We start from the raw sequence: 26,560 nt of genomic DNA, 5'->3' as shown, positions 1-26,560 counted from the left end.
GTCGAAGGGATGACCGAACTCGCAACACCCATGATCAACCAGCAGGCTCTGGCAATCACCCCACAGGCGAGCTGACCAATGGCCACCTCAAACCGCACCCGAATTTACACTCATTGACGGACGTAACCTGGGGGAGGCGGGCTGATGCGAGCATTGAGGAAGCACTTTGCCAAATTGTGGCTATCCTATGCGAGCGTCCTCACATGACTATTGTAGACGCCTCCAAAGGATGCTTCACGCCTTCCGCTAACTGCTTGTTACATATGCGCTTATTTTTCGAGTTTGCCTCAGCTTTTCCCTGAAAGGACCCATTGGTTCGCCTCACCCTCAAAAGTGCGGATTCGTTAGTCTGGTTGGGAGGGCAGAGCGGACGTTTAGAGCAGCCCTGTTTTCTTCTGGAGTTGACCCGCAGCGGACTTTCGGTGGACGCTGTGATGATCTGCTCAGGTGGTTTGGAGCGCCTGGATCAACTCGCGGGCAAAGCTCTCGCTGGCGGGCGGAAGTGTCCGCTCCACCTTCTTGATGATCGAGACCGCCCGGGTAAATCGCCGGTCATTGACAGGACGCGAGCGCAAGGTCTGCTCAGCTCGGACTTCCATGGCAGAGCCGGGCAGGATGGCGGCCCCCAAGCCCGCCCGCACCATGCCCACCGCCGTCGACATGTACGTCGCTTCAGCGGCAACGATCGGCAATCGGCCGGCCGCATGGAACGCTGCATCCACCACCGCACGCACGCTCGTGGCCGGATGCATCAGAATAAGCGGATGGCGGGTCAAGGCCTCTACATCAACCTGTTCCATGTCGCCGAACGAATGTCCGACCGGGTAGACAACATGCATGTGGTCCTGCGTCGTGTGCAGCACCTCGAAATCGGGATCGACGATCCGGCCGCCTGTCAGCCCAAGGTCAACCTGCTCCTCGCGGACCTGGGCAATGACCCCACTAGCAATCACGTCATGAATCACGAACGAGATCTTCGGGTTTGCCTCCCGGAACTCCGCAATAATCTCCGGCAGGACACCCGCAGCAAAGGAGGGCAGGGCGGCAAGGCGGACAATACCGTGCCGCTGGGCAGCCACGTCCCGGGCTTCGGCCACAACAGCGTCGAGGTCTCGCACGATGCGCTGCAACGCCGGCACGAGTTCCCGGCCCATCCTTGTGAGGGAGACAGTACGGGTGTTGCGGTCGAATAGACGCACACCCAAGGCTTCCTCCAGATTGCGGATTTGTACTGTAAGCGCCGGCTGCGACAGGTTCAGGAGGCTGGCGGCCCGCGTGAAGCTGCCAAGCTGGGCCACGGTGACGAAGGCACGAATCTGGCGGAGGTCGGGATTCATAAATTCAGATTATTACTGTAATCCAATCATTTCAATTGTGTAATCACCGGGTCCGGTCTGGGGCCAGAACAAGAGCTGTTCCTATTGACACGGTAAGACAGAACGGAGCGACAATCTTCCAAAAATTCTTTCGGACTGATCGCCGAACAGGAAGCAAGAGAATACTCACCTCAACCGGGTGCCCGTTTGAAACTATTACAATAATCGGCTGTATCGGACTGATCCGAACAGCGCCGCTCTCGCACCGGCGACACTCCAGAGGGCGGCACGCTTGTGCATCAGGTGTTCAGCCCTGGATGACGGCTTGAACATCAAGATTCACGCTGAATTCAGCCGTTGCGGAGGTCTTTCGGTCAGTTTACCGGCCCACGTTCTTGCTACGTGCTACGTTACCGTATGTTTGAGAGCAGATCTTGTTCCAGCCCGGGGGTGCCACGCACGCGCTGTGCTGGGTTCACGCCGAGCGACACCTGCAGAAGCTGATGCCCGCCTCGCCCAAGCAGGCCAAGGCGGTGGAATTGGTCCGTCAGACCATTTGGTGTTTTTACCGTGGTCTGAAGCTGTGGAAGCAAAGCCCCACCCCAGGCGCTGAGGCGTTATTCAGGCGTCAGTTCAACCGCATCTTTGGCCAACGCACGGGGTACAAGGACCTCGTGCGCTGCTGGCCCGGCTGGCGCGACGCAAGGGCGAACTGCTGCGGGTGCTCGAGCGGTCGGAGATCCCGCTGCACACCAACGCGTCCGAGAACGACCTGCGCGCCTGCGTGACTAAGCGGAAGGGCATCGTCACATTAACGGGATGCGAGCGGGAGCTGGCATATGAAGCGATATGAAGAAGCCTCGCCCGTCGCTCTACGCTCGCCATCGTTTCCCCGCCGAGGTGATCAGCCTCGCAGTCGGGTTCTATTTTCGCTTTCCGCTGAGCCTGCGGATGGTGGAGGAGATGCTCGCCGCCCGTGGAATTCAGGTCAGTCACGAGACGGTTCGTCGTTGGGCCGAGAAGTTTGGTCGGGAGTATGCCAGTCGCATCCGCCGACGCGCTCCTCGGCCGGGCGACCGCTGGCATCTTGATGAGGTGGTGATCACGATTGCCGGAAAGAAGCACTGGCTGTGGCGGGCTGTTGATCAGGACGGCTTCGTTCTGGATATCCTGGTTCAGAGCCGCCGGGATCGCAAAGCCGCCCAGCGCCTGCTGCGCAAACTGCTGAAGAAGAGCGCCGTGGCTCCGCGGGTGATGGTTACAGACAAACTTGGGTCCTACGGTGCCGCTCGCAGGGTGATGGGCCTGACCATCGAACATCGGCAGCATAAGGGGTTGAACAACCGGGCGGAAAACTCACACCAGCCCACCCGCCGACGAGAACGCCAGATGAAGCGCTTCAAGTCGGCCCGGCAGGTGCAACGTTTTCTCTCGATTCATGATCCGATCAGCAATCTGTTTCACCTGCGACGGCATCAGCTCACGGCGACGAACTATCGCAAGGCTCTCAGCGCAGCCTTTGAGAAATGGGCAGATATCACCTCTGTAGCACTTGCTGCCTGAAAACGATGCGCCTCCCCACCCGAATTTTTTCGAACCGCCGTTAACGTGACGATGCCCCCATGATCCACCTCCCGTTCCAGGCAGTGAATCACAGGGCATCGTCAATTTAACCGAAGGGTGACCTGGATCGGGCTATCCGTGAGGGATGAAACCGATCCATACTCCTCGTTATGCCCGCCACCGCTTTCCGGCTGAAGTGATCGGCTACGCCATTTGGCTGTACTTCCGGTTTCCACTCAGCCTCCGCATGGTCGAGGAGATATTGGCGGCCAGAGGGATCCTTGTGAGCTATGAGACCGTGCGGCAGTGGGCCCTGAAGTTTGGCTAGGAGTTTGCCGCGCAAATCCGCAGGCGTCTTCCGGCAGCTGGGGACAAATGGCACCTTGATGAGGTCGCGATCAATATCGCGGGCCGGAAGCACTGGCTCTGGCGAGCCGTCGACCAGCATGGGGTCGTGCTCGACATCCTGGTCCAGAGCCGGCGCAATGCCAAAGCCGCCAAGCGTTTGCTGCGCAAGCTGCTCAAGAAGCAAGGTATCACTCCACGCGTGATGATCACGGACAAGCTGGCCAGCTATGCCGCCGCGAAGAAAGCTGTAATGCCGGGTGTGGAGCATCGCCAGCATAAAGGCTTGAACAATCGAGCCGAAAACAGTCACCAGCCGACCCGACGACGCGAGCGCATCATGAAGCGCTTCAAATCTGCCGGACAGGCCCAACGCTTCCTTTCAGTTCACGACCGGGTTGCAAACCTCTTTCGCCGTCCTGCCAACATCAATGCCGCAGATCATCGCGCATTCCGGGCGCAAGCCTTTATGACTTGGAGTGAGGTGACTGGCGTTGCAGTGGGCTTCTGATCTGCCGCCCCAGTGAGGCGCTTTGCCTTCAGCTCGTTAAATTGGCGGTGCCACCCTGCCTCTTTGCATGTCAGCCGATCGACGCATTGCCGTAACCTCACGGCATTCGCTCCACCGCGCTACCAACGCTCGCCTTATTCGCTTGTGTCTCTTGAACAATCCACTGCCGGAACGCGACCAATGGTGGGTACGAAGTGCGGTTTGCCGGCCAAGCCAGGTAATACTGCTCTATGCTTTGCATCGGCAGGTCCAGCGCCCTGACAAGATCTCCTCGTGCGATCTCATCTTGAATGAGGAATTCAGGAAGCAGCGCTAGACCGAGCCCTGAGATGGCTGCCTGTGCGACCGTCGCAAATTGGTCGAACAGCATGCCATGCAGCGGCTCGCTGAGCCCCCCGTACATCATAAACCAGTGCTCCCAGGCGTCCGGTCGCGAGACGAGGTGCAGGAGCGGAGCCCTAAGAAGATCGCTTGGCTTCTCGAACCTATATTCCTCCAGGAGCGAGTGATTACAGGCGGGCACCACCTTCTCGCTCATCAGAAACGCGAGTTCGGCTCCTGGCCAGTCCGGACTTCCGAAGTGGATGGCGGCATCCGCCTGGTCCAGACTGAAGTCGAACGGAGCAAGGCGCGTCGTCAGGTTGACTGTGATCCCAGGATTCTCCCGCAGGAAGCCGGAAAGGCGAGGGGCTAGCCAGCGGGTGCCGAAGGTCGGCAGGATCGCGAGGTTGAGCGTTCCGCCCATAGGATTGGCACGGAAGCTCAGGGTCGCGCTGGAAATGCGCCTGAGAGCCTCTCGGATTTCCCGGGCATAGGTTTCGCCAGCCAGTGTGGGACGGATGGTCTGGCGCTCCCGCACAAAGAGCTCCGAACCAAGCAGTTCTTCCAAAGCCCGGATCTGCCGGCTGACTGCTCCCTGCGTTAGGTTCAGTTCTTCGGCCGCGGCCGTGATGCTCCGATGGCGGGCGGCGGCTTCGAAGGCGCGAAGCAGGGACATGGACGGCAGGAAGCGGCGGGCGATGGCCATCTCATTACCTTTACTCATGACCTCTTGAGGAAAATCGGCTTGCTCTCAAGGTTGCTTCTGAGGAACTGATTACAAGAGGGAATGGAGCCTGAACAGGGCCATTCCCTCGCTCCAGACACAGGAACTCGGGATGAAGAACGATCCGCGCAGCCACGGTCTATGGGAACGCTCGGCGCCTCCAGCCCCTCCAACGACGAGGCTGTCCGGCGATCTCAAAGCCGATGTCGCGGTAATCGGCGCCGGCTTTACGGGCCTTTCTGCGGCCCTTCATCTTGCCGAGGCGGGAGCCTCGGTCGTGGTGCTGGAGGGTGTGGAAATCGGCTTTGGTGGCTCGGGCCGCAACGTTGGCCTCGTCAATGCGGGCATGTGGGTCATGCCCGACGATCTGCCGGGTGAACTGGGCGAGGTCTACGGCAACTATCTGCTTCACGTGCTCGGCGACGCGCCCAGTCTTGTGTTCGAACTCGTCGAGAAGCACGCAATGGCTAGCGAGATCGAGCGGAACGGCACGCTCCACTGCGCCGTCGGCGCGAAGGGCTTGGCGGAGCTCGAGGAGCGGTCCCGGCAATGGCAGGCGCGTGGCGCACCCGTGCACCTGCTTGATGCGGAGGAGACTGCCAGAAAGGTCGGTACCAGCGCCTACAGTGGCTCGCTTCTCGACCTTCGCGCCGGAACCATTCAGCCGCTCGCCTACGCGCGCGGGCTCGCGAGCGCGGCCATCAAGGCGGGGGCTCAACTCTTCACCTCGAGCCCTGTGGTGGATGCGCGAGAAGTTGATGGCGGATGGCAGGTGCGAACCAGTGGCGGGTCTGTGCAGGCCAAATGGGTGATCGTTGCCACGAATGCCTACACAAGCCATGTGTGGCCACAGATCCGTGCCGAGCTCGTGCATCTTCCCTACTTCAATCTTGCCACCAAACCGCTCGGCGACAATCTGCGCCAGGTGATCCTGCCGGAACGGCAGGGTGTCTGGGATACCAAAGAAATCCTCAGCTCCTTCCGCTTCGACCAGCAGGGCCGCCTCGTGTTCGGAAGCGTGGGCGCGCTGCGTGGCCTTGGACGAACCATTCATCCCAACTGGGGCCGCCGTGCGCTCCGAAAGCTCTTCCCCCAGCTCGCAGCCGTTGAGTTCGAGTACGAGTGGTACGGCAGCATTGGCATGACCAGCAACAGCTTGCCGCAGTTCCACAGACTTGCTCGGAACGTGGTGTCGTTCAGCGGCTACAACGGTCGTGGCATCGCACCGGGAACGGCCTTTGGACGTACGCTCGCGCGGTTTGTCCTTGGCGAGGTCGCAGAAGCCGATTTGCCTCTCCCAGTAACTGAACCGGAGCCTGCCCGGCTTCGAGCAGTCAAAGAGGCCTATTACGAGGTTGGGGCTCAAATCGTTCATGCGGCGATGGCACGCTTCTGAGGATCCTGGCTATGTGTCCGTCCTGTGTCGATGGTTAAACCGAGATCGAATAGGTGACACGGTTCGATGGCGTGATGAGAACGGAAAAAGAAATCGGGTTCTTTTTCCGGCCAATGACTAGCTTCTCAATGCGATAAACAGGTTGAGAGGGAGGGCAGGCGAGCAGATCGCATTCGATCGGCGAGGGAAAGTCCACATTGATCATCCGCTCAGCTGCAGAGGGCTGCTCTTCGTAGAATCTCTTCAAGGCTTCATAGAAAGAGCCCCCCTTAGCGACGGGAGCTATTGCCTTCTCGTAGCGACTACGCAGAAAATAGAGTTCCTCAATGGTTAGCGGACGATCATCCACCATCAGCAGGCGGTGGATGCCGACGACGTGGTCGTTGGGCACAGCCTGAAGGCGGTCTCTCACGCCTTCGGGCAGTGCGCATTCGCCCCTCTCCAAGATCCTATAGCTGACGCTATGGCCGAGTCTTGCTAGGGATTCCGTAAATCCGGTCAGCGAAATGAGCGTCTGCTGGAGTTTGGGCTCTGTGACGAGCGTGCCCTTGCCGTGAACCCGCTTTAAATGACCTTCCAAGCAGAGTTCCGAGACCGCCCGTCTCAAGGTAATCCGGCTCACTCCATAGAGTTCGCACAGATCCGTCTCGGATGGGAGATATGTCCCGCTCCGATAATGCCCAGTCTTGACATCACCAAGGATCAGACGCTTCACCTGATCGTAGAGCGGAGACAGGTTGTCGTATTCGATAGTCATCGCATTCGCTCATGGAGGAGGGGCATCACTCTCCGGTTCCCCAATGCCGACAGTTCGCGTGCCAATCAATACCGCATTCCCGACCGAAGGAAAGAAGCTGTCGAATGTCCTCCCCAAATCACATCGGATTGGAGAGGGATGCCGCACGATCAATAGCTGATCTTCTTCATGTAGCGCCGGCCCTCAAGCATGGTGTGCTGACGCAGATCCGCCAGTTTGTAGGCGAACCTCCAGAGAGTATCGAAGAAGATCAGCGGTACGAGGTTGCCTTTGAACTCATCATCGATCCCAGTGAGATCCAGTTCCTTGGCATCAAGCACCATGATCTTCTCCGAAGAGCCAAACCTCTCAAGGAAGCCTTTGGCGCGCTCCTCCAGAGGGCGTGTTTCGTCAAGGCCCATCATCATGATGAAGGCTCTGTTCTTGTCCAGAACCTCGAATGGGCCATGGAAAAACTCGTTAGCATGGATTGCCTGCGAATTGATCCACTGCATTTCCATCAGGACACAGATCGCGAAAGAATAGGCTGCACCATAGGATGCGCCACTTGCGACCGTATAGATGATAGACTCGTCCTTGAAGCGCGGAGCAAACGTCTCGAAAAGCCTCGCGAAATGGATGTGAGCCTTGTCGATGGCTGTCTGAAGGTTGCCAAGGCTTGCCAGAAGAGGGCTGAGCTTGTCTACGCCGTCGTAGCGTTTCACCAGGCCCATGACGATCTGGTACAAGCGGGAGTAGTTGCTGTCGACAGCGTCGATGGGCACGCCCGTCGTGTAAGGTGCCTCGAAGCGGACAGGGAAGTCGACGGCCTTGGCAAGGGGCGACTCCGGATCGACGCTGAGTCCGATGGTCGTGGCTCCCTTGGCGCGGGCAAGTTCCGCTGCGCGCAGGGTTTCCTTCGTCGTACCGGTCATGGAGCATAGGATAACGAGAGAGTTGGCATTCAAGGTTCGTGGATCGCGATGAACGAGCTCGTCGGCGTTGTAGCAGTCAGAGGGGAGAACGGCCGAATGGCGATCGAGAAGATACTTGGCGGGATACATCACCGACAGGGAGCCCCCGCAGGCTACGAAGAAGACATGCCTGATTGTCTTGTCAGACAAGGCGTCCAGGGCTCTCATTACGTCGGTATTCAGTTCGGTCTGCTTGTGGCCCATCGCCGATCCCCCTGAGTGAAGAATGGCCCGGAGCCCGCCTCGGGCGGGTTGCCGTGCGCTATGACATCATATGACGTCATAGTGGTCCTCCTGGCAAGTCTCTTTTCGGAATCTCCGCTCGTCTTAGGCCAAGCTGGTCTATGGCCACGTTGAGGAACACCGAAATTGACAGCCTGCGCTGAAAGTGGGAACGTTCTCACAAGAATGGATCAGGAAGATTAAAATGACAAGAATTGTCGCGGTTGGAGACAATGTCGTCGATTGCTACCATGCGCTCGATCAGATGTTTCCTGGAGGAAACTGTCTCAACCTGTCGGTTTTTGCGCGTCGCTTCGGGGCAATAACGAGCTATCTTGGGGCCATTGGACAGGACGCGGCTGGCGAAGCCATCCAGAAGGCTCTGGCCGCCGAGGGGGTGATTACGGAACGCCTTCGCGTTCTTCCGGGACCGACCGCCTACTGCGTGATTGGGCATCGCCAGGGAGACCGGGTCTTCCTCAAGTTCGATCTGGGCGTCTCGATGTTCGAGCCGGAGAAGGAGGATTTCGCCTTCGTCGAGACTTTCGACGCCGTTCATATTGGGCAATCGAGCGGCCTCGATGCTCATCTTGGCCGCTTCGCGACGACGGCCCGCCTCTCCTACGATTTCTCTACGCGGCGGGATGCCGATCAACGGGCATCCGTCGCGCCGCTCTGCTATCTCGCCTCGATCTCGGGCGGGGATCTCGATCCGTCGGACTCCAAGGCGCTCCTGCGGAGCACTCTGGATGCCGGTGCACAGTGGTGCCTCGTAACCCGCGGGGAGGAGGGGGCATTTCTCGGTCGAGGTGACGATTTCTATCATGTATCCGCCGTGACGATCGATGCCATCGACACACTTGGAGCCGGGGATACCTTCATCGCGCGCACGCTGGTCGGACTCCTGCGGGGAGAGAATCCATCCGAGGCTCTGGAGGCGGCGGCTCAGGCCGCTGCCGAGACCTGCACGCGCACCGGCGCCGTTGGCCATCCTGCCGCCATGGCTGTGGATGCCGGTGACATTCCTGCGCTCGAGGATGTGCGCTGACAGCGATATGGAGTGACGGGAGAGAGGTCGAAGTGCTCTATTCGACCAATTGTTCGACCTGTCATGCCTTTGCGGATCTGCGTGACTTGGACCGTTCCGAGGAGTTAGAGAGGCTCTGCGTCTTCGGTCCGGCAACCGATCCGCGCATGCGCAGGGCCGGCGTGAGCACCTGGCGCTGGAAAGGCGACGGATCGCCATTAATTCGAGACAAAATTAGCCGCGCGGCGATGCGCCCCATCTCGTTGAGCGGCTGGGCGATCGCGGTAATTCCCGGCCGGAGGAAACGCATCCACTCCAGATCATCAAAGCAGACAAGAGACAGATCCTGCGGCAGTTCGAGGGCCAGTTCGCTTATGGCATTCATCGCTCCGGCCGACATCAGGCCATCGGTTGTGAACAGGGCCGTGGGGCGTCCACTGCCCTGGAGCAGATCCAACGTTTCTTCCTTAGCAGCTTCTGCCGAATAGGCTCCGACTCGCCGCACGAGATCGAGATCGACCGTGATGCCTGCCTCCCGGTGCGCCTGCAGGTACCCTACAAGGCGCTGCCAGCTGGGATAGAGTGCTCCCGGGTCGATCCGGCCATGGGCCTCCAGATCGATGAAGGACTTCAAATCCCCTACCGTGAACTGCTCCAGTTCCGAGACCAGTCCAATCCGGCGATGTCCCGCGGCAATGACGTGCTCGATGCAGGCCCTGGCGCCCTTGACGTTATCCACCGTCACCGAGTCGGCTTCGAGGCCGTGAACGAGGCGGTCAATCTGGACGATGGGGCATCCGGCGGCCAAGACGCTCTTCAGGTGATTGGAACTCTGGAGATCCGAGGGTGTCACGATCATCCCATCGACCTGCTTCTCCATAAGGAGCTGCACCGCCTCTCGTTCCCGCTGCAGGATCTCGTCGCTGTTGGTGACGACGATCCCGAAGCCTCGGTTACGGGCAACGTCGGCGATCCCTCGCAGAACGCTGGCGTAGAAGGGGCTTTCCATATCGCCAGCGACGACCCCGATTGTCTGGGTTTTGCCGGTGATCAGGCCTCGGGCAAGCAGATTGGGGCGGTAACCCAGCGTTTCGGCCGCCTCCCGCACTTTGTCCCGGATCTGCTCGCTGGAATAGCCGTAGCCGCCCAGAACGCGCCCGGCCGTCGCCGTGCTTACACCTGCAAGCCGGGCAACTTCAATAATCGTCACGTTCTTCGTGCGCTTTTCTGCCATGGGTCCCACTGCCGGCCCCTAGGGCCGAGCTTAGCGATGCGTCGGTTCTAAGGGAGCCGCCCAAAGGACGAGGTGCAAGGGACGATTTCGCCTTGACGCTCCAAACATTCGATGATGATACTATGAGAACGTTCGCAGAGACAACTCCGAACTTGGATTTGAGCGTCCCGAGCTGGAAGGAAGCGGCAGGGATGCCGAGGACGACCTAGCATAATCAACAGAAGAGGGAACAAAGCATGAGATCACGTCGGAATTTCTTGGCTGGGGTCGCGATCCTTGCAACCCTGCCGATGTTCTCCGCCGCCTTGGCCCAGAAGGTCGAGTTGCGCCTCGCCCACGTCAACCAGCCCACGATCGAGTCCCACAAAGTGGCTGTCGAAGTGGCCGAGCGCATCGCCAAGCGGAGCGAAGGACGTATTACGATCAAACTCTTTCCCGGCGGAATGCTAGGAACGACGACGGACATGCTGGAGCAGGCGAGCCAAGGCGAGCCGATTATCACCTTTACCGATGCAGCTTATCTCTCAAGCTTCGGCGTACCTGAATTGGGCATCGTCGGCGGCCCGTTCATCGTCGAGAACAATGAAGAGGCTGAACGTCTCGCCTTCTCGCCTTTGATGAAGGGGTGGTACGACAAGCTTGCCGAGAAGGCGAAGATCCGCGTTCTCGCCCTCAACTGGTTTGATGGCGCTCGTCACATGATCGGGAGCAAGCCCTATCCGACTCCGGCCGACCTCAAGGGCGTGAAGGTTCGCGTCCCGCCGGTGCCGACCTGGCAGAAGACCTTTGAGCCCTTGGGAGCAATTCCAACCACGGTCGAGGCGGCCGAAACTTATTCCGCTCTGTCTCAAGGCGTCGTCAATGCCGGCGAGTCTCCGCTCACGGGTCTGCGGGCGAACCGCTGGTACGAGGTGGTTAAGGACATTACGCTCACCGGACACTTCAACCTCTTCACCGGCTGGGTAATGAGCGACGCGGCTTATAAAGCTCTGAGCGAGGCCGACCGCGCCATGTTGCTGGAGGAATTCCGCGCGGGCGGGCAGGAACTCTCTAAACGTTCGACTAACATGAATGATCAGATCCGCAAGGAATTCGAAGCGAACGGCGTCAAGTTTCACAACGCTGATGTTCCCGCTTACCGCAAGGCGACAGCATCCTTCTACACCAGCTTCCCTCAATGGCCCGCCGGTCTGTTTGAGCAGGTTCGCGCGGCCGCATCAGGTCAGTAAGACCTGCCGTTACAAGCTTGTGCTGGCGCCTCGGATACTCGCCGAGGCGCCACAGACGTCCGTTCAATTTGGAGCATGGACTTGCGTATTGTAAACTGGATCGGAGAGCTGGCCGGGAGCGTCATTCCCGTCATGCTCCTCGCGCTCGTGATCATCAGTGTCGGCGCAGACGTCATTGGCCGAAACATCTTCTCCGCTCCCATCTTCGGCGCAAGCGAAGTGGCCGTGCTCGCCTTCGTGTGGCTGGTTTGGCTCGGGGTGATCGGCGCCGCCAAGCGGGACGACCTGATGGGCGTCCGCTACTTTGTCGATCTTCTGCCGCCCCGTGGCAGGCATCTGGTACACGCCACGATGAACGTTATCGTCGCATTGATCGCAGCTGGGATCATCTATGCCGCCATCATGCAAATCAGAACCGCCCGCTTCACCACGTTCATGTCCATCGATGTTCCGAAATGGGTCATGTCCGTGGGCCTCGCAACCTCCATGGCCGCGATTATCGTGATCTATCTCGCCAGAGCCTGGGTTGAGATGAAGCAGGCGAGGAGTATTCGTCGGTGATTGCGTTCACGTTTATCGTCTTCCTTGTTCTGCTTTTTGCAGGCATGCCGATCTCCTTCGTGCTGCTCGGATCGGCCATGTCCTACTTCATAGCCAACCCAATTGCGCCGAGCATCATCGCGCAACGCATGAACGGCAGCCTTGAGCTGTTTCCTCTTCTCGCCGTGCCTTTCTTCGTCTTTGCGGGGGCTGCGATGGCGCGTGGCGGAATTGCCGATCGCCTCTATGGTTTCGCTGAGGCGCTCGTCGGCCACTGGCGCGGCGGGCTTGCCCAGATTGCCGTCATCAATTCGCTGTTCATGGGAGCCATGTCGGGTTCATCGAACGCGGATGCCGCAATTGATGCTCGTACGGTCGTCCCGATCATGCGAAAGCAGGGATACTCGAACGGCTTCGCCTCTGCCATCAGCGCCTGCTCGGGGGTGATCGCCCCGGTACTGCCGCCGAGCATCGGCCTAATTATCTATGGTCTCCTGACGAACACGTCCATCGGCCAACTCTTCATTGGCGGCATCATTCCCGCCTTCCTGATCGCGGCTGCCCTGATGATCACCGTCCACCACGTGGCCAAGCGTCGCGGCTATGGGGCTTTAAGACCCCACCGGATGCCATTGCGTGAGGTTGCGATCAAAGCACGCCATGCACTCTGGGCCCTGGCCATGCCGTTCCTGCTACTATTCGGATTACGGATCGGCTGGTTCACCCCGACCGAGCTTGGAGCGATCGCGGCGGCCTATGCGCTTTTCGTAGGCCTGTTCATCTATCGAGGCTTCACCATCGGTGAGACTTACGAACTCGCGCGGGAATCAGCTCATACGACTGCGAATGTCATGCTGATCATCGCTGCCTCCGCCATCTTCTCGGTCGTTCTCACCCTGGAAGAGGTCCCGCAGACGGTCGTGGAATATCTTCTCGCCATGACTGACAACAAATACGTGGCGCTTGCTCTGATCAACATCCTTCTCCTCCTGCTCGGCACGGTCATGGAGGGGCTCTCGCTGATGGTGATCCTAGCACCTCTATTTCTCCAGGTCATGCAGAGGTTCGGGATCGATCCGATTCACTTTGGCGTTGTTCTGATCGTCAATCTCACCATCGGTTCCGTGTCTCCGCCGATCGGCTCGGTCCTATTCACCGTTTGCTCGATCACCAAATGCTCGATTGAAGAGTTCACGAGAGAGTCAATTCCGTTGCTTATTGCTCTGATCGCTGTCCTCTTCCTGATCACCTTCCTGCCCAATACGGTATTGCTCCTGCCAAGGATGCTGTTCTGAGGCAAATGAGAGGCGAGCTCAGTTTCGAAAGGGGCGCGAGACTCGTCGAGTAGCGCCAATAACGTTCAATTGGAGAGAGTGTTATGAAGTTCGTCGATGCGGATACCGTGCATCGTCTGCTCGATTATCCTGGGCTCGTTGAAGGACTTCGGGCTGCGCATAAGGGCGCGCCTCCGAGAAGCGACGCCTCGGTCATTGATGAGCCAAACGGTGGCGACAACAAGTTCGTTTCACTAGTGGCTTGGGCCGCGCAGGAGGTGATCGCGGTCAAGCTTGTGGGCGTTTTCCCGTCTAACTTGGCGTTGCAGCCGCCGCAGCCCTCGGTTCAAGGCCTCGTCGCGGTATTCGACGGCAAAACTGGCGCGCCCGTTCTAGCAGCCGATGGTGCGGCCCTAACCTTTCGCAAGACAGCTGCCGATTCCGCCTTAGGTGCAAGCTTTCTCGCGCGGGAAGACGCGGAGGTACTTCTCGTCGTGGGGGCCGGCGGCCTCGCTCCGCACGTCATTCTCGCCCATACGAGCGTCCGACCCTCGATCAAGCGCGTCCTGATCTGGAATCGCACCGCGGCACGAGCGGAGGCGCTGGCCCGTGAGATGCAGATCGAAGGTGTCTTGATCTCCGCTGTCCGTGATCTCAATGCGGCCTTACTCGAAGCCGACGTAATTTCCTGCGTGACTATGTCGACCGAGCCCCTCGTCAGGGGGCGCCTCCTGAAGCCAGGCGCGCATGTGGACCTGATCGGCGCCTATCTGCCCACCATGCGTGAGGCGGATGACGAAACGATCCGGCGTGGCCGTGTCTTCGTTGATACCCGTGCCGGAATGGAAGGAGCAGGCGATCTGTTTCAGCCGGTCGAGCGGGGGCTCTTCGCATGGGCTGAAGTTCAGGCGGATCATTTCGAACTCTGCACCGCCGCCAGGGCAGGCCGCGAGGACCTGAACGAGATAACCGTCTTCAAGAATGTGGGAGGAGGTCACTTGGATCTCTTCACTGCTCGCTATCTGAGAGAACGGTTGCGGCAGGTCGGCTAGAGCATCGGTCCCGGCAGTGGTTTCACTCTTGGGACTGATGCTCCCATCTTAGCTGGCGCATCGCACCATGCGGAAAACCCGGTCTGCATTTCCGCACGGTGCGTTAAGACCGGCTTCCGCTCCGCACCCGTGCCGGCTTCGACCGTTTTACCTTGTCTTCGTCCATGGCGGGAGCGCCAACAGACTCGCGGTCAATCAGCGTCGACGTCAGAACGAAGCGGCGGGGCGCATGAACCGCTCCGCGAACTCGCTCGATCAGCATGCGGGTGCTCTCCCTGCCAAGGTCGTAGATCGGCTGCGCAATTACGGTCACGGCGGGCGTTGTCACACTCGTCCAATCCGCGTCGTGAAAGGCAATAAGAGAGACGTCTCCTGGAATTTCCAACCCGAGGGCCCGAACGGTTTTGAACACTTCGAGAGCAATGACGTTGTCGGATGCAAGGATTGCCGATGGGCGATCAGGAAGAGCCAGCAGGTCCGTCACGATCTTGCGAGTCATGGATGGATCGGTGGCCCCGAGGCGAATGTAGCGCTCTGGGGCTTCGATACCAGCCTGCCGAGCGACGTCTAGAAAGCCATCGATGCGATCCAACACCGTCGACGTATCGATTTGGTCGCGGCTTCGGAATAAGACCTCGCCCGAATTTACAGCCGAGATATAGGCAATCCGGCGATGGCCGAATTCAATCAGGCGGCGGGTGGCTGCGGACGCTGCAACGTGATCGTCTGTCACGACGGTATCGACCGACAGGCCGGATACGGCGCGATCCAGGAGCACAACGGGACGCCCGGTTTTCTGCAGCGATAGAAGATGGTGCGTCTCGGAGGTTTTGGCCGGAGTGACGATCAGGCCGTCAACCCTCTTGCCCATCAGTACCCGGACGGCATCCCGTTCCTTCTCGATTTCTTCGCCCGAGTTCGCCAGGATGACGTCGAATCCTTCCGCCCGCGCCGCATCGCTGATGCCGCGGACAGCAAGCCCGAAATAGGGGTTCTCGATATCGCCTACGATGACGCCGATGATCCCCGACCGGCCCGTGGTCATGCTGCGGGCAAGTTCATTGGCCTGATAGCCGAGCTCCTGTGCTGCCGCGAGAACCTTGTCCTTCACGGCCGAGCTGGTTGTTCCATAGCAGCCGAGAACGCGAGCCGCCGTCGCCTTCGAGACGCCAGCCTTCTGAGCAACGTCTTGGACAGTCACCAGGCGTTTCGGTGTTTCACTACTTTTCATGTCCGATCACCTAGAGGGCTTGAGTGTGGTGCGTCAAGTAAATCAGCCGTTGACATGTGAGACCGGTCTCAATAACTTTCTGAGACCGGTCTCACAAGGGATACTACAAGAGCCCACAAGAACCGGAAGAGCCGATGGCGGAGGAGAGACGGACAGGAAAGAAAGTGTGACGGCACGTACGAGAATGCTCATAGCCAGCTCAAGCAAAAACAAACGCTAAGGCACCTTTCAGAATGAGGAACACGATGAACAACGCGCAATGGTATAGCCCCATAGCCAAGGTGGCCGCGTTCGCCACGCTTACGCTTGGTATCGTCTTCGCAGGCGCTGCCGACGCACAGACGTCCAAGAGCAACCCCTACAATCTCATCGATCCGGCGCGGGTCAGCGTCGGCACGATGGGAGATTCCAGGCCATATGCCTTCGTTGACAAGAACGGCGAGTTCTCGGGCTTCGATATCGAACTCTTTCTCGATGTCGCGCGCCGGATTGGGTTCAACAAAGATCAGGTCACCTTTACGGGACAGGACTTCTCGGCTCTGATTCCCTCGGTGGCCAATGGCCGCTTCGACGTTGCCGTTGCCGCTATCGGCACCACGGAGGCTCGCAAGAAGACCGTGGACTTTTCCGACGGCTATCTCGCGGGGTACCTGTCGGTCATCACCGCCGATGACAAGATCAAGACAGAGGCCGATCTGGCTGGCAAGCGCCTCGGCGTCGTCCAGGGAACCCTCCAGGAGATCTTCGCGACGAAGAATTTCACCAAGACGGATCTCGTGAAATTCCCCGACAACAACGCCGCTATTTCGGCTCTCAACAACGGAACCATTGACGCCCATTTCTTCGATTACGAAGCAGCCAAGCAGCAAGCCGAGCGCTACAAGACGCTCAGGATTGCCGTCAACGTTCCATCCTTCGACGCTCCGGCCGGCTTTGTGGTGCAGAAGGGCAACAATGCCTTCCGGGAAGCACTGAACAAGGGTCTGCGTGAAGCCATGCAGGACGGCACCTGGAAACGGCTCCACGAGAAGTGGTTCCCCGGCACGCCGATGCCCGACCAGTACCTTCCGAGGTCGTAACAGCCTGGAGAGCATCCCGCGTTTCTTGGCTGGAGCAGCCATGGGTCTGCTCCAACCAAGCCGAACCACGGAAGCAGAGGGAACAGAACTGATGAACTGGCTGGAGAACCTGCGCCGAAGCTTCCTCGATTGGGAATCGATGGCGGAAGTGTTGCCGAACATGCTTGCGGTCGGCCTCAAGAATACGATCATTCTTGCATTGGCCTCGACCGTACTCGGCACAATCATCGGAATGATCTTGGCGGTGATGGGAATCTCTCATTCCAAGTGGTTGAGAATACCGGCACGCATCTACACGGATGTGTTCCGCGGTCTGCCTGCGATTGTGACCATTCTGCTGATCGGCCAAGGGTTTGCGCGAATTGGCAGGGATCTGTTCGGACCATCGCCGTATCCGCTTGGCATTCTGGCCCTGAGCCTCATCGCGGGTGCTTATATCGGTGAAATTTTCCGCTCCGGTATTCAGAGTGTCGAGCGCGGACAGATGGAAGCCTCCCGCGCCCTCAGCATGAGCTACGGCCAGGGCATGCGCCTTGTGGTTATCCCGCAGGGCGTGCGCCGTGTCCTCCCAGCGCTGGTGAATCAGTTCATCGGCAACGTCAAGGACTCAAGCTTGGTTTACTTCCTGGGCTTGCTGGCCTCGGAACGTGAGCTCTTCCGTGTGGGCCAGGATGCGGCGGTTGTCACTGGAAACCTGTCTCCGCTGCTGCTCGCGGGCATCTTCTATCTCGTGGTCACCGTGCCGCTCACGCATTTCGTCAACTATATCGACTATCGACTGCGGACCGGCAAACGACCGACCGTTGTCACCAGCGGCCTCAAAGAGGTCAGCGAAATGGAAGAGGCCGAGATTGTCTCGGACACGTCAGGGGCTCTGGCGTCCGGAGCTAAGCACCTGCCTGCTACCCCGGCTCTCGCACGCAGCTCTGCGGAGCCGGTGCGGTACCAGGGAGGTAGCCTGGAAGTCCGCGATCTGAACATGGCGTACGGCGCCCTGAAGGTCCTTCACGGCATCAATCTCACGATCAAGCCCGGTACAGTGACGTGCATCATCGGTCCATCGGGATCGGGCAAGTCAACGCTCCTGCGTTGCCTCAACCGTCTCGTGGAACCCTCCGGAGGTGACATCCTGCTTGATGGTGACAGCATCTTCAGGTTTAAGCCGGAGCATCTGCGCCGGCGGGTGGGCATGGTCTTCCAGCAGTTCAACCTGTTCCCCGACCATACGGCGCTCGGCAACGTCGCTCTGGCGCTTCGGAAGGTGAAGCGCATGCCGAAGGATCAGGCGTATGAGATCGCCACAGCGAGGCTCGCCGAGGTGGGGCTGGCGGAGCGTATGCACCATCGGCCGTCGCATCTCTCCGGTGGGCAGCAGCAGCGTGTCGCCATTGCCCGTGCTCTGGCGATGAATCCGGAGGTTATGCTGTTCGACGAGGTGACCAGCGCTCTCGACCCGGAACTGGTCAAAGGTGTTCTGCAACTCATGGCCCGACTGGGTCAGAGCGGAATGACCATGGTGGTCGTCACCCACGAGATGAACTTCGCCCGCAAGGTGGCTGATCAGGTCGTGTTCATGGACGAGGGCAGGGTTGTCGAGGCCGGACGTCCCGACGACTTGTTCGACAATCCGCAGAGCTCGCGTCTCAAGCGCTTCCTGTCGCAGGTCCTGTAGCTCCAATCCGCTCTGCCACGACGCAGCGCGCGGCGGAGCAATTATCCAATTACAATCAAGGAACCTGATATGAAATCCTCATCCCATGTTGCTCGCGCTGCCATTATTGGTGGCGGAGTCTTCGGCGTCTCCTCAGCGGTGCAGCTTGCCCGCCGCGGCGCCCAAGTAACTCTCGTGACCGAGGGAGCCCTCGCGAGCGAAGCCTCGGGCCGCTCGCTCTCCTGGTTGAATTCATCGCGTATGCGCTCTTCTGAGTATCATCAGCTGCGCATGATCGGCATCGACCGCTACCGGACCCTGGCATCCAAGCATCCCGATGCAGCGTGGCTGCGCTTCGACGGCGGTCTGACCTGGGATGCGGATGACGACTCGAACGAGATCGCCAAGGTCTATGCTCACGAACGGAGCATTGGCTATGACGCTCGGCTCCTGGCAGCCGATCAGGTTGCGGCGGTGACGCCAGGCGTCGATCCACGGGCCATCACCCGCCAGGGAGCCATCTTCAATCCCGGCGAAGGATGGGTGGATCTTCCGTCACTCATCAACGTCTTGGTCGAGGAGTTCACTGCGCTCGGGGGCGAAGTCGTGACCCACGCGGGACACGCGTCTGTCGAGGTCAACCATGGTCGCGCGACCGGGATTGCCACGGCTGACGGGCGGCGCTTCGCGGCCGACGCGGTGCTGCTCGCAGCTGGAGCCGCCGTGCCAAAGATTGTGGCCGAGGTCGGGCTGCAGATCGCTGATGCAACCCCGATTTCGCTTCTCGTCAAGACGAAGCCCATCGATGTCGCCCTGTGGGCCGTTCTCAACACCCCTCGCGTCGCCGTGCGGCCCACACCCACGGGCTCGCTCGTGCTCGACTCGGCATGGTCGGAAGAGGAAGTCGTCCGGCGCCCGGATGGCACGTACGAGGTGAAGGATTCGACTGTTCAAGGCCTTCTCGCCGAAGCATCGGCCGTTCTGGAGGGAAATCCAATGCTTGTTTTCGACTCCTATGGCGTCGGTCCGAAGCCCATCCCAGGGGACGGAGAGCCGGTCTTCGGCGAGCTTCCCGGGATCACCGGCTACTATGTGGCCTTCAGCCACAGCGGAGCAACTCTCGGACTCATCGCAGGTGAGCTCCTGGCAGATGAGATCACGACCGGGGAACCTCATCCTCTGTTGGCGATGTTCCGCCCTAGCCGGTTCAAGTAACCAGACTAGGTCTTTGCCTCTTCATCTGCATCCGGACGGGAGTTCTGATTCTCGGCTCCTAGCCCAATGTCGGAACTCCCGCACCAAGAGCCGGACAGGCTGAGCAAGGGCACGGCAGCCTGCTGGCTTCCGGGGTTGATCTGAGTTATGCCCGGAGGAACTGATGTTGGATGCCGTTCACCACGTTGCGATCATCTGCTCGGACTACGAGCGCTCGAAGCGCTTCTATGTCGAGATCCTTGGACTACAGATCATCCGCGAGGTCTGGCGCGGACCGGCAGTCCTGGAAGTGCGATCTGCAGATCGGCTCGGCGCAGATCGAACTCTTCTCGTTTCCGGCCCCTCCTGCAAGGCCGTCGCGGCCGGAGGCGTGCGGGCTGCGCCATCTTGCATTCTCGGTTGCTGCGTTAGAGCCAGTCATTGAGCGCCTACAAAGCTCCGATGTTGCGGTCGAGCTGATCCGGCTCGATGAGCATACGGGCAAACGCTTCACCTTCTTCGCCGACCCGGACGGCCTTCCGCTGGAACTCTATGAGCGGTAGCGACGTGCGGGCATCAGACGAAACACCTTCGTAACACACCGCCAGGGGAGGAACTCGCGTGTCAAAGAAAGTCAGATGGGGCATCCTGAGCACCGCCAAGATCGGCCGTGAACAGGTGATCCCAGCCCTAAAGAACGGTGAGCTGACGGACGTTGTGGCAATTGCGTCCCGCGACCGAAATCGGGCGCGGGACGCCGCGGCGGAATTCGGCATCCCGAAGGCCTATGACTCGTATGAGGCGCTGCTAGCCGATCCAGAGATCGACGCCATTTACAACCCCCTGCCTAACCACCTTCATGCTCCTCTTACCATCAAGGCGCTGGATGCAGGCAAGCATGTCCTGTGCGAGAAGCCGGTCGCGCTGAATGCTGAGGAGGCACAGCAGATCGAAGCGGCTCAGAAGAGAAGCGGCAGGCTCGTTGCCGAGGCCTTCATGGTCCGCTTCCATCCGCAATGGCAGCGGGCACGGGAGATTGCACACAGCGGACGCCTCGGCGATGTACGAGCTATCCATACGTTCTTCTCGTACCATCTCACCGACCCCGACAACATTCGCAACCAGGCCGAGGTTGGCGGCGGCGGCCTCTACGATGTCGGCTGCTATGCGGTCGCGACCGCCCGCTACATCTTCGGGGCAGATCCGGAACGGGTGATTGGCGTGTTCGACCGGGACCCTGCCATGCAAACGGACCGTCTTTCCAGCGGGCTTGCCGAGTTTCCGAATGGCCGGCATCTGGCCTTCACCTGCGCCACCCAACTCGTGCCCACTCAGCGGGTGCAGATCGTCGGCACGAAGGGGCGGCTGGAGATCCAGGTGCCGTTCAACCCACGGCGCGATGAGCCAACCCGGATCATGATTGACGATGGACGGGATCTAATCGGCGGCGGGGCCGCGATGGAAGAATTCACACCCGCTGATCAGTATCAACGCCAAAGCGATGCGTTCTCCCGCGCGATCCTGGAGGGGAGCAGCCTTGAATTTCCGATGGCCGACGCGATCATGAATATGCGGGTTCTCGATGCGATCTTCCGGTCCGAGAAATCCAAGGCTTGGGAGACGCTTACAGCCGGATGATGGCTTTGTTGCATTAACATGGTGAACCCAGCCGGAATGAATCGCTCAAGCGGCAAGACCGAAGAGCTGGTTCACAAGACGGATTTCGCCTGTCACACCGGCCTGCGGCAGGAAGCAGTGACCACGCCGGATCATGCGCATGACCTCAAAGCCTCTCAGGGTTGCAGAGGCTGTCTTCATCCTCTGGAAGCCGCGGGGCGGTCGGATCACGCGCTTGAGCGCGCCGTGATCCGCTTCGATGACATTGTTGAGATATTTCGAGGTCCGGTGCTCGAGATCTTTCGACAGCAGCCCTTCACGCTGCAAGCGCCGGATCGCCTTGGGATAGGACGCCAGTTTGTCGGTTGTGATCGACGAGGGCGGATAGTTGCTCATCGTCTTCACGGCTCTGCGTAGGAAGCTGTAGGCTGCGCTGGTGTTTCGCCGATCAGAAAGCATTAAGTCGATCAGTTGGCCGTGCTTGTCGACAGCACGGAACAGATATTTCCATTTGCCACCGACCCGTACGTATGTCTCGTCGACACGCCATGAGCCGGAGCGAGGTCCCTGGTAGGGACGCACCCGCTTCTCAATCTCCGGAGCGTAGCGCTGAACCCACCGGAAGAGCGTGGATGGGTCGACCTCAACACCGCGCTCTTGCATCATCTCGGCCAAGTCGCGATAGCTGACGCCGTACTTGCAGTACCAGCGCACGCATAGCAGGATGATCTCAACTGGGAAGCGACGGCGCTTGAACAGTGACACGGGAGCGGATCCTTGATGAACCGCTCCTCGTTATACGGCCGAGGTTAATGCAATGGAGCCAGGAACGCCCACCTCGCCAGCACTCTGGCGGGGCAGGCCTGTTGTTCCGCGCTCGCCTCAGGAGAGATGCTGAGCGAAGTGCTTGTTCATCTCGAACATGCTCACCTTGTCCTTGCCGCCGAATACGGCCCGGAGTTTTGCATCCGCCAGAATCTCGCGCTTGTTCTCGGGGTTCTGCAGATTGTTGGACTTGATGTAGTCCCACACCTTGCTCACCACCTCAGTGCGGGGCAGGGGAGATGATCCCACGACAGCCGCGAGTTCATTCGAAGGCTGCAGCGGCTTCATCAGCGCCGGGTTCGGCTTCTTGGCGGCTTTGAATTCTGACATTGTGACACTCCGTACTAACGCTGGTCTGCCATCTGCATCGGCAAGGTGGCGGGACCATGACGATCAAAGATCTAACAGTTCCTTAACCTCGCTCTGCCGCCGATCTGCCAAAATCAAAGCCCATCGGTTGGTGTCAGATTGTCACCGGCCGCGCCGTTTGCCCGCCGGCTTCGCCATCATCTGCCGCATCGCTTCTTCGGCCCGTGCCCTTGCCTCTGCGTTGTGAGAGAGGTTGCGCACCTCTGACGGTTCGTCTTGCTGACGCAAGCCATTCTTGCGCGCCCGCCACTGCTTGGCCTGCGCGGCAGCGGTCGCCGCGTTAGCCAGTTTCTCAAGCCTATCGAGATGCGGCGTACTGACTGCCCTGTTGGCATCAGGTTGTTCGTCCTCTTGCTCCGGGCGTTTAGCCATGTGTTCGTTTCCTCAGGATGAAAGTCACCGTTTGTGCTAGGATGTTACGCGCTTCCATTTCAGGAAGCATCGGTTAACTTCGCCTTAACCATAAAGGTCCGAGGTATGCCGATGCGAAAGATCCATCATGGCTTCATAGCGATCGCCATCCTCGGAGGTCCAGCCTCTCCCATCCTCGCGCACCAGAAGCTCACGGCGACACTGCCGCAGGACGCGTCCAACTCATTCGATGTCGCCGCAATCGTGCAGCAGGTCTATTCCAGATGCGCGGGAGCTCCGCGGGCGGCCAGACCCTCTCAATGTGAGGACTATATCCGGTCCTTCGACGAATGCGCAGTCCGCAAGAACGAGTGCGACCCGCATTCTATTTATGAGATCTTGCTCAAGTTGGATTTCACACCTTCAGATCGCGGTCACGAAAGCTCGTCAAAGCCACTCTGAGGACCAATCGGCAGTGCGACCTAGCGCATGCTCGGGCGCTCTTATCGCATGTTTCGAGTGGAGCGCGTATGATGCTTCGGGTCGCAACTGGGCGGGCCGTTTCATCATACCGTCATCACTTTCTGGGAGAGCCAGGAGGCTGACCCAAATCGTTCAATCGAACGCCATGCGCTCGCGCCCGATGCTTGCTCTTGTTCAGCCACTGCCGAGCCACATTGTTCGGTTCAAGTCAGATAAGACCCAACGTTGGGAGGCTCAGATTCACTATGCTCGCATGTCATTCTGACGTCACCGTCCTCGCTCACCAGGAACCCTCATCAGTTCACAGTTCTAGGAGGAACTTTCTAGCAAATTCCCCAACCGATCATTGGAGAGACATATTCACGATCAACGACACCACGACCGCATCGATCAATAGTCTTGGAGCTATTGATGCTCTTGAGTCTGCTCTGGATCGTCGAAGTGTAGATACCGATGGGGTCATGACGACAGACCAGGAGCGGGGACTGCTGACACTTGGGATCAGAGATACGCAGTTCATTCTCGGCACACACTGCAAGCCCCTGCCGAAAGTGCTGTCCTTGCTCTCGCTCCGAATGGCAACCTCCCTCAGGATCCCTCGCACGAAGGCGAGAGCGGCCTTGCATGAGTTTCGCCTGGCCGAGGAACTGGCCGAAGGATTGTCTGCGCCAGCCGTGCGCCGCTTAAGAAATTGATCACGGGATCGGTCCGGCGCAAGCACAGGCTAGGCTGCCGTTAGGACCGTCCCTCATGGAGGTGCCTCGTGCGTACGGCTCCTCCCGACCAAACTCTTGCTCACAAGTAATCGAGACGGCCAGGGGTAATAAATGAAGCGACGGGGCTAGTCTCGGCAGCAGAATTCTGATATTGAAGCTGCCCCGCGGATCGTCCGCACGGTTCACAGCCACAGCCAGAGGAGGCGTTACATGTCTATGCGACTTTGCACGTACGAACGCGCCGCTCTCCTCGTCGCAACTCTAGCTGCTGGTGGCTCCAATGAAACCGACCGTATTTCCTCTGCCCTTTGTAGGGCTCGCCTTCCGCTTTGAATTTGTTCGCGTGCCGCGCAGGCCTGCGAACGATACCAAGCGGCCTGTCGTAACCACCGAACTCGATCACCTACTGCGTCACGAACTTGAGCAGGCGCTGCGTCACGAACTCAGCCCGCATATGCTTCGTGATGTTGGCGTCGACCGCAGCCGAGCTGACTGATGTTTCGGCTACAGGACGGTCCAATGATCTCGTTCGGAACTGACAGTGTGCGTCACCACACATCGATTTGTGGTGAGCGCATCTACATGGATCGTGCGATGCCGGAACACATCGCACGCGCCCTGGTGGGAGGTCTGGTGCTCAGCCTCCTGCCGGGGCGCTCTCGCTTATAGACAGCCTTGTGTTGAACCATCGGGGTAGCCGCGATATTATGGTGGCGTGGTGTTGCAACCGGCATCACAAAAGCGCCCTGACAGTGAGCTCCGCACGGCTAACTCTGTCAGGGCGTTGTCATTTGTGAGCACCTTGCTGTCATTGGTAGGAAGCCTATCTTCGTCGTGTAGGTTCTCTCCCTTGGACCACTGACGCCTTGGCCGAGATTTCAAGACAGCATCTCGGCCAAGGCGTCTTTCATCTTTCGCTCGGGCTATGGTGGGTCGAGCACATTCCACTCGGTAATCAAGCGTTAATGTAGGACTCGGCGAGTCTTAGCTGATCGACTCTTCCTCTGAAATCGAGATTACCTGATCCAGCCGCAGGTGAGCGAGAAGGAGAACTCTCGCGCTCAAGAGTGGCAGCCGAGCGGAAACCATATTGCGGGGTTCAGGGTTGCCTCGCTCTTCCTCAGCCATATACGAATAAAAGGCTTCTCGATCCCTTACACTCCTTGGGTTTCATGACTGCTCACCGCCGCTTTCTCCTCGCCCCGTCCTTCGCTCGTCTGATCCGACGTGAGAGGGATGGGCTGCGCCACATCGAAGGCTTCTTTCCCGAACAGCGGGATCGCTCCTCCTGGGTGCGCCTCGAAGAGGGGAGGGGCCTGCTGATCCTCAGGACGGTCAGCCCGGACAGTGAGGTCGAGGACCAGACCGATATCCCGGTGGGCCATGCCCAAGCGCTGCTTGATGTCTGCGCCGGCGAGGTCGACTACACCCGCACAGCCCTGCCGATCGGTGAGGGGCATGCCCTGGTCGACGAGATCCTCCGGCCCCGTGTTCTGCACCTCGTCACCGTGGAGTTTGACACCGAGGATGAGGCTGGGGGCTTTCGTCCCCCGGAGTGGTTCGGGCCTGAGGTGACAACGGATTCCCGCTATACTAATCAGGCCATCGCTCTGAGAGGGCTCGACGAGGCGCCAGAAATCGCGTTGTCCGATGCGGCGCTCAACAGCCTGATCGATACTCTGGACGGCCGCTTCCCCGTCCAGGCACGGATGGCCCCCAACCGGCCCAAGGCCAAGCAGGTGCCGGTGACCCGAACCAAGACAAAAGCCAGCGGTGAAGCCGTCAAGGTCAACCTCGACGAGATCGAGAAGGCGATGAGGCGCGAGATGGAGAAGACACTCCAGAAGGGCAAACCCGAGTAAGGGACCGGCTGGGCCGATGCCTGACGCCCGCTTGCCCATCCGGCATCATCTGGTGCTCTATCGGCGCGACCCGGAGCAGGGCAGGGCCCGCTACTTCAGCCTGATGATTGAACAGGACCTATTCGGCACGATCCGACTGGTCCGGAACTGGGGCTTCGTTGACTCCAAGGGTCAGGAGGAGATCGAGATCTTTCCTGATGAAGCCAAGGCCGCGGTCGCGCTGCAAACTTGGGCAGAAACCCTGCGCCGGAAGGGCTATGCGGACCTGTGACGAGGCTACATAAGGCTCCAGCCGGTCCAGACGACCCGTCCCGCCGCCTCAATCCAGCTATTCCGCACCCTGGAAGTCGCCTGTGCCCGTAAGTACAAGATCAACCAATCCGCAGCCAATTTGATCGGGGAAGGCTCGCTGCGCTGGCCTAGGCAGCGTGTCAGCTCCTGGATGAACCAGCGTCTGGCCTGGCGTTTCGCGGACTGCCTCATGACGACCTCCTAGCGCCGAGCAGAGGGGGTATCAGAAACCGAGATGGTGACCTTCTGACCAGTGCACGGATCAAGGATGGTGAGGGTCATAGAATCCTCCTACGATTGACCCTAATGATCGTCACGGGATTCCGGTAACGGAGAGACCTGCATGGCGGAAGAAGCGGACGATCATTTCGGGGCGGCGCTTCAGCCGGCCGAACTCGCGGCGGGCGAGGCGATGCAGGTCGTCGAC

Annotated in this window: 25 protein-coding genes and 3 pseudogenes; 19 read left to right on the top strand and 9 right to left on the bottom strand. The window is 59.4% G+C overall.

Going from position 1 to position 26,560, the window contains the following annotated elements:
* Positions 1–443: 443 nt before the first annotated feature.
* The gene (locus ACS5Q1_RS34625; RefSeq protein WP_473102482.1) at positions 444–1,337 is read right to left on the bottom strand and encodes a LysR family transcriptional regulator; all 894 of its coding nucleotides are present in this window, start codon (positions 1,335–1,337) and stop codon (positions 444–446) included.
* Positions 1,338–1,774: 437 nt separating this feature from the next.
* Between ACS5Q1_RS34625 and ACS5Q1_RS34620 the strand changes: the two are divergent.
* From ACS5Q1_RS34620 to ACS5Q1_RS34610, 3 genes and pseudogenes are all read left to right on the top strand, one after another.
* A pseudogene (locus tag ACS5Q1_RS34620) lies at positions 1,775–2,115 on the top strand (IS66 family transposase); the annotation flags it as partial.
* Positions 2,116–2,165: 50 nt separating this feature from the next.
* Positions 2,166–2,879 carry an IS6 family transposase gene (locus ACS5Q1_RS34615; RefSeq protein WP_473102481.1) on the top strand — a complete coding sequence of 238 codons (714 nt, stop codon included), beginning with the start codon at positions 2,166–2,168 and terminating at the stop codon, positions 2,877–2,879.
* Between the two features lie 145 nt (positions 2,880–3,024).
* Positions 3,025–3,735, top strand: a pseudogene (locus ACS5Q1_RS34610) (IS6 family transposase).
* A 97-nt stretch (positions 3,736–3,832) separates the two neighbouring features.
* On the opposite strand, the gene ACS5Q1_RS34605 reads toward ACS5Q1_RS34610, so the two are convergent.
* Entirely contained in the window at positions 3,833–4,762 is a 930-nt protein-coding gene (locus tag ACS5Q1_RS34605) for a LysR family transcriptional regulator (protein WP_473102484.1), read from the bottom strand.
* A gap of 130 nt (positions 4,763–4,892) precedes the next feature.
* On the opposite strand from ACS5Q1_RS34605, the gene ACS5Q1_RS34600 reads away from it, so the two are divergent.
* Positions 4,893–6,176, top strand: a complete 1,284-nt coding sequence (locus ACS5Q1_RS34600) for an NAD(P)/FAD-dependent oxidoreductase (protein WP_473102480.1) — start codon at positions 4,893–4,895, stop codon at positions 6,174–6,176.
* Positions 6,177–6,210: 34 nt separating this feature from the next.
* Here the strand turns inward: ACS5Q1_RS34600 and ACS5Q1_RS34595 are convergent, their stop codons facing one another.
* Positions 6,211–6,933, bottom strand: a complete 723-nt coding sequence (locus tag ACS5Q1_RS34595) for a GntR family transcriptional regulator (protein ID WP_473102479.1) — start codon at positions 6,931–6,933, stop codon at positions 6,211–6,213.
* Between the two features lie 149 nt (positions 6,934–7,082).
* Complete coding sequence (locus ACS5Q1_RS34590) at positions 7,083–8,090, bottom strand: SIS domain-containing protein (protein ID WP_473102477.1); 1,008 nt, start codon at positions 8,088–8,090, stop codon at positions 7,083–7,085.
* A 223-nt stretch (positions 8,091–8,313) separates the two neighbouring features.
* Between ACS5Q1_RS34590 and ACS5Q1_RS34585 the strand changes: the two genes are divergently transcribed.
* Positions 8,314–9,156 (top strand): PfkB family carbohydrate kinase, encoded by an 843-nt coding sequence (locus ACS5Q1_RS34585; RefSeq protein WP_473102476.1) that lies wholly within the window; start codon positions 8,314–8,316, stop codon positions 9,154–9,156.
* A gap of 61 nt (positions 9,157–9,217) precedes the next feature.
* On the opposite strand, the gene ACS5Q1_RS34580 is transcribed toward ACS5Q1_RS34585, so the two are convergent.
* Positions 9,218–10,369, bottom strand: coding sequence for a LacI family DNA-binding transcriptional regulator (locus ACS5Q1_RS34580; RefSeq protein ID WP_473102475.1), 1,152 nt, complete (start codon positions 10,367–10,369; stop codon positions 9,218–9,220).
* A gap of 236 nt (positions 10,370–10,605) precedes the next feature.
* Here ACS5Q1_RS34580 and ACS5Q1_RS34575 point away from each other — a divergent pair, with 236 nt between their 5' ends.
* The 4 genes from ACS5Q1_RS34575 (at position 10,606) to ACS5Q1_RS34560 (ending at position 14,464) form a co-directional block, all read left to right on the top strand.
* Positions 10,606–11,598: a C4-dicarboxylate TRAP transporter substrate-binding protein gene (locus tag ACS5Q1_RS34575; protein ID WP_473102474.1), complete on the top strand. Its 993-nt coding sequence runs from the start codon at positions 10,606–10,608 to the stop codon at positions 11,596–11,598.
* Between the two features lie 81 nt (positions 11,599–11,679).
* Positions 11,680–12,159 (top strand): TRAP transporter small permease, encoded by a 480-nt coding sequence (locus ACS5Q1_RS34570; protein ID WP_473102473.1) that lies wholly within the window; start codon positions 11,680–11,682, stop codon positions 12,157–12,159.
* Positions 12,156–13,433: a TRAP transporter large permease gene (locus ACS5Q1_RS34565; RefSeq protein WP_473102472.1), complete on the top strand. Its 1,278-nt coding sequence runs from the start codon at positions 12,156–12,158 to the stop codon at positions 13,431–13,433. The genes ACS5Q1_RS34570 and ACS5Q1_RS34565 overlap by 4 nt, the downstream gene beginning before the upstream one ends.
* Positions 13,434–13,516: 83 nt before the next feature.
* Positions 13,517–14,464 carry an ornithine cyclodeaminase gene (locus tag ACS5Q1_RS34560; protein WP_473102471.1) on the top strand — a complete coding sequence of 316 codons (948 nt, stop codon included), beginning with the start codon at positions 13,517–13,519 and terminating at the stop codon, positions 14,462–14,464.
* A 103-nt stretch (positions 14,465–14,567) separates the two neighbouring features.
* Here ACS5Q1_RS34560 and ACS5Q1_RS34555 read toward each other — a convergent pair whose 3' ends face one another.
* Positions 14,568–15,695 carry a LacI family DNA-binding transcriptional regulator gene (locus ACS5Q1_RS34555; RefSeq protein WP_473102470.1) on the bottom strand — a complete coding sequence of 376 codons (1,128 nt, stop codon included), beginning with the start codon at positions 15,693–15,695 and terminating at the stop codon, positions 14,568–14,570.
* 245 nt (positions 15,696–15,940) lie between these two features.
* On the opposite strand from ACS5Q1_RS34555, the gene ACS5Q1_RS34550 reads away from it, so the two are divergent.
* From ACS5Q1_RS34550 to ACS5Q1_RS34525, 6 genes and pseudogenes are all read left to right on the top strand, one after another.
* Positions 15,941–16,774 (top strand): ABC transporter substrate-binding protein, encoded by an 834-nt coding sequence (locus ACS5Q1_RS34550; protein WP_473102469.1) that lies wholly within the window; start codon positions 15,941–15,943, stop codon positions 16,772–16,774.
* A gap of 91 nt (positions 16,775–16,865) precedes the next feature.
* Positions 16,866–18,446, top strand: coding sequence for an amino acid ABC transporter permease/ATP-binding protein (locus ACS5Q1_RS34545; RefSeq protein WP_473102483.1), 1,581 nt, complete (start codon positions 16,866–16,868; stop codon positions 18,444–18,446).
* 69 nt (positions 18,447–18,515) lie between these two features.
* Entirely contained in the window at positions 18,516–19,640 is a 1,125-nt protein-coding gene (locus tag ACS5Q1_RS34540; protein ID WP_473102468.1) for an NAD(P)/FAD-dependent oxidoreductase, read from the top strand.
* 163 nt (positions 19,641–19,803) lie between these two features.
* Positions 19,804–19,866, top strand: a pseudogene (locus tag ACS5Q1_RS34535) (VOC family protein); the annotation flags it as partial.
* Position 19,867: 1 nt separating this feature from the next.
* Complete coding sequence (locus ACS5Q1_RS34530) at positions 19,868–20,182, top strand: VOC family protein (protein WP_473102467.1); 315 nt, start codon at positions 19,868–19,870, stop codon at positions 20,180–20,182.
* 58 nt (positions 20,183–20,240) lie between these two features.
* The gene (locus ACS5Q1_RS34525; RefSeq protein WP_473102466.1) at positions 20,241–21,257 is read left to right on the top strand and encodes a Gfo/Idh/MocA family protein; all 1,017 of its coding nucleotides are present in this window, start codon (positions 20,241–20,243) and stop codon (positions 21,255–21,257) included.
* Between the two features lie 45 nt (positions 21,258–21,302).
* Here the strand turns inward: ACS5Q1_RS34525 and ACS5Q1_RS34520 are convergent, their stop codons facing one another.
* The 3 genes from ACS5Q1_RS34520 to ACS5Q1_RS34510 all read right to left on the bottom strand — a co-directional run bounded on the left by ACS5Q1_RS34520 (position 21,303) and on the right by ACS5Q1_RS34510 (position 22,802).
* The gene (locus tag ACS5Q1_RS34520; protein WP_473102465.1) at positions 21,303–22,001 is read right to left on the bottom strand and encodes an IS6 family transposase; all 699 of its coding nucleotides are present in this window, start codon (positions 21,999–22,001) and stop codon (positions 21,303–21,305) included.
* Between the two features lie 117 nt (positions 22,002–22,118).
* The gene (locus ACS5Q1_RS34515; protein ID WP_473102464.1) at positions 22,119–22,391 is read right to left on the bottom strand and encodes an SWIB/MDM2 domain-containing protein; all 273 of its coding nucleotides are present in this window, start codon (positions 22,389–22,391) and stop codon (positions 22,119–22,121) included.
* A gap of 141 nt (positions 22,392–22,532) precedes the next feature.
* Positions 22,533–22,802: a hypothetical protein gene (locus ACS5Q1_RS34510; protein ID WP_473102463.1), complete on the bottom strand. Its 270-nt coding sequence runs from the start codon at positions 22,800–22,802 to the stop codon at positions 22,533–22,535.
* A 923-nt stretch (positions 22,803–23,725) separates the two neighbouring features.
* Here ACS5Q1_RS34510 and ACS5Q1_RS34505 point away from each other — a divergent pair.
* From ACS5Q1_RS34505 to ACS5Q1_RS34490, 4 genes are all read left to right on the top strand, one after another.
* Positions 23,726–23,959: a hypothetical protein gene (locus tag ACS5Q1_RS34505; RefSeq protein ID WP_473102462.1), complete on the top strand. Its 234-nt coding sequence runs from the start codon at positions 23,726–23,728 to the stop codon at positions 23,957–23,959.
* A gap of 301 nt (positions 23,960–24,260) precedes the next feature.
* Positions 24,261–24,476, top strand: a complete 216-nt coding sequence (locus ACS5Q1_RS34500) for a hypothetical protein (protein WP_473102461.1) — start codon at positions 24,261–24,263, stop codon at positions 24,474–24,476.
* A 676-nt stretch (positions 24,477–25,152) separates the two neighbouring features.
* Complete coding sequence (locus ACS5Q1_RS34495; protein WP_473102460.1) at positions 25,153–25,842, top strand: hypothetical protein; 690 nt, start codon at positions 25,153–25,155, stop codon at positions 25,840–25,842.
* A gap of 16 nt (positions 25,843–25,858) precedes the next feature.
* A complete protein-coding gene (locus tag ACS5Q1_RS34490) occupies positions 25,859–26,113 on the top strand; it encodes a WGR domain-containing protein (RefSeq protein WP_473102459.1) in 255 nt (84 codons plus the stop codon).
* Positions 26,114–26,560: the final 447 nt, after the last annotated feature.

Source organism: Microvirga sp. GN3 (genome assembly GCF_055792825.1).
The sequence above is the reverse complement of the archived record's forward strand: the minus strand, read 5'-3'. Positions and strand labels throughout refer to the sequence as shown.